Below are 2,993 nucleotides of genomic sequence, written 5' to 3'. Positions count from 1 at the left end.
GCCTGACCCCGCCGGCGGGCCACTGATCCCGGCGGGGTCAGGCGCCGGCTGCGGCGAGGGTGCCGAGCCTGCGCAGGGAGTAACGGGCCAGCGCGACGCTGACGGCGTGGGCGGGCGGCCACAGCGCCCGCCCCAGCGGGCCGAACGGCAGCTCCAGCTCCTCGGCCCAGATCACCCGGCTGCCGCCCCCCTCGGGCGTGACCCTGATCGCGCCCCTGCCCCGCACCAGCCGGCCGGTGTGCAGGACGCGCAGCAGCCTCGGCGGCTCCCAGTGGGTGATCGTCATGGTGTCGAGGAAGCCGAACGGCCGGATGCCGGTGTAGGCCTCGACCGTGTCGTCGCCGACGAGCCTGGCCGTGGTCATGAACATCCATTCACGGTGCCGGGGCCAGTCGGTGATCAACGCGAACACCTGCTCCGGTGGTGCCGGCACGTGAACGGCCGCTGCCGCGTAAACGGGTTTCACCCCTCAGACCCTAGGGGCGTTCGGCGCCCGATCGCACCCATGTGTACAGCGCGTCGCCGGGACAGGAGGTGTCGTAGCCGTCGCGGTGCCCCTTGACCTCGCGTCCGGCGTCGCCGCGCTCGCGCAGGTACTCGATGGCGTCGACGAGCCCGTTCAGCATCTCGTCGTTGGGCTTGGTCAGGCCGGAGCTGCCGAGCAGGGCCAGCACGGCGTAGTGGCCGGAGTTGAGCCCGCGGCCGTTGGCGGCGGGCAGGGCGTGCGGGCCGCGTCCCATGAAGACCCGGCGGTGCGGGCAGACGACCAGGTTGTAGGCCAGGTCGATGTACTTCTCGCCGCGCCCGCCCGCCATGTGCATGGCCTGCATGTCGCGTATCAGCTCGGCGCAGCGGTCGTGCCGGTCGTTGTCGGCCAGGTTGGCGGGCACCTTCCCTCCGGTGTAATGGATCTTCACGCCACGGGTGGAGTCGAGGCGGGTGTAGTCGGCGCTGGGCGACTTGGCGTCCCAATCCTTGCGGCTGATCAGCTTCACGTGTTTCTTCCCCTCTCGCCTTACTGTTGAGCCTGCCAACTCTACGCAATGATCTCATTACTCAGAGTGGTTATGTGGCGTGCGGGTGAGGGTGGTCGATCGTCGGCGTCAGGCCGCGATCAGGCGGCTGTCCGCATCGCGGGCCTATCCTCGGGTTTCATGAAGTACGTGCTCTTGATCGGGCTGGACGAGTGCGACGTCCCCGAGGAGATCGCGCGGCACGGGTGCGGCGGCTGGGGTGCGGAGATGGCGCGGCGCGGGGTCGTCAGGGGCGGCGCCGGGCTGGGGCCGGCGGCGCAGGCGGTCACCGTTCGGGTGCGCGACGGCGACACCCTGGTGAGCGACGGGCCGTTCGCCGAGACCAAGGACCAGATCGGCGGCTTCGTCCTGATCGAGTGCGCGGACCTGGAGGAGGCGGTGGAGATCGCGGCCGCGCACCCGGTGGCGCGGTACGGCTCGATCGAGATCCGCCCGGTCCTGGAGCCATGACGGATCCCCGGGACGCGGCAGATCCCCCGGGACGCGGCAGATCCCCCGGACATGACGGATCCCTCGGACATGACGGACCTCCGGGATGCGGCGGGTCAGCGGGACATAACGGATTCCCGGGACGCGGCGAGTCCGGAACGGGTGGCGGATCTGAAGCAGGTGTTCCGCCGCGAATGGGGTCAGATCGTCGCCACCCTGATCAGGATCACCGGCGACTGGGACCTGGCCGAGGAATGCGCCCAGGACGCCTTCGCCCTGGCCTTGGAGCGCTGGCCGCGCGACGGCGTGCCGAGGCGTCCGGGGGCGTGGCTGACCACGGCGGCGCGCAACCGGGCCGTCGACCGGTTGCGCCGCGAGAAGGTGGGCGCGGCCAAGCTGGCCGAGGCCGCCCGCACGAACCCACCCGGCCACCTCGCCGGCCACGTCGCCGATCACCTGGACCGCCACCTGGACCGCCACCCGGACGGCCACCTGGACGGCCCCCGGGACCGCCATCCGGACGGCCACCTCGATGACCACCTCACCGGCGCCCCCGACGACTTCTCCGACGGCTTCCCCGATGACCGGCTGCGGCTGATGTTCACCTGCTGCCATCCGGCGCTGTCCCTGGAGTCGCGGGTGGCGCTGACGTTGCGCAGCCTGGCCGGGCTGAGCACGGCCGAGATCGCGCGGGCGTTCCTGGTGCCCGAGGCCACCATGTCGCAACGCCTGGTGCGGGCCAAACGCAAGATCCGCCAGGCGCGCATCCCGTTCCGGGTGCCGCCGCCCGCGCTGCTGCCCGAACGGCTCACCGCCGTGCTCGGGGTGTTGTATCTGCTGTTCAACGAGGGCTACAGCGATCCGGTAGGCGACGAGCTGCGCGGTGAGGCGATCCGGCTGGCCAGGCTGCTGGCCGCGATGCTGCCCGGGGAACCGGAGGCGGGCGGGCTGCTGGCGCTCATGCTGCTGCACGAGGCGCGGCACGCCACCCGTACCGCGGCCGACGGGACCCTCGTCCCGCTGGAGGAGCAGGATCGCTCGCGCTGGGACCGGGACCTGATCGGCGAGGGCGAGGCCGTGCTGGAGCGGGCGCTGGCCGCGCGCGCCGCGGGGCCTTACCAGGTGCAGGCGGCGATCGCCGCCTGCCACGCGACTGCGGGCACGGCGGACGAGACGGACTGGCCGCAGATCGCCGCCCTGTACGCGCGGCTGGCCCGGCTGGCTCCCTCCCCGGTGGTGGCGCTCAACCAGGCGGTGGCCGTGGCGATGTCCGACGGGCTGGAGGCGGGCCTGGCCCGGGTGGACGCGCTGGCCGCCACCGGCACGCTGGACGGCTACCACCTGCTGTCCGCCACCCGCGCCGACCTGCTACGCCGACTGGGCCGACCCGCCGAGGCCGCGGACGCGTACCGGGCGGCGATCGCCCTGGCCGCCGCGGACGCCGACCGCCGCTACCTCACCCGCCGCCTGCACGCCCTCTACCCCACCGACCCGACCCTCGACGCTGACCCCTGACGCCTGATCCCGCAC

4 protein-coding genes are annotated in these 2,993 nt (G+C 72.8%); 2 read left to right on the top strand and 2 right to left on the bottom strand.

Annotation, left to right across the window (positions count from 1 at the left end):
• Positions 1-37 precede the first annotated feature (37 nt).
• Both HII36_RS54345 and HII36_RS54340 read right to left on the bottom strand, forming a co-directional pair.
• Complete coding sequence (locus HII36_RS54345) at positions 38-466, bottom strand: SRPBCC family protein (protein WP_328808322.1); 429 nt, start codon at positions 464-466, stop codon at positions 38-40.
• Positions 467-476: 10 nt separating this feature from the next.
• Entirely contained in the window at positions 477-995 is a 519-nt protein-coding gene (locus HII36_RS54340; protein WP_173531235.1) for a peptidoglycan recognition protein family protein, read from the bottom strand.
• A gap of 159 nt (positions 996-1,154) precedes the next feature.
• Between HII36_RS54340 and HII36_RS54335 the strand changes: the two genes are divergently transcribed.
• The gene (locus HII36_RS54335; RefSeq protein ID WP_173531234.1) at positions 1,155-1,484 is read left to right on the top strand and encodes a YciI family protein; all 330 of its coding nucleotides are present in this window, start codon (positions 1,155-1,157) and stop codon (positions 1,482-1,484) included.
• A 141-nt stretch (positions 1,485-1,625) separates the two neighbouring features.
• Positions 1,626-2,978 (top strand): RNA polymerase sigma factor, encoded by a 1,353-nt coding sequence (locus HII36_RS54330; RefSeq protein WP_217371122.1) that lies wholly within the window; start codon positions 1,626-1,628, stop codon positions 2,976-2,978.
• Positions 2,979-2,993: the final 15 nt, after the last annotated feature.

Source organism: Nonomuraea antri (assembly GCF_013283785.1).
GTDB classification, from domain to species: Bacteria; Actinomycetota; Actinomycetes; order Streptosporangiales; family Streptosporangiaceae; genus Nonomuraea; species Nonomuraea antri.
This window is presented reverse-complemented; position numbering and strand designations above follow the sequence as displayed.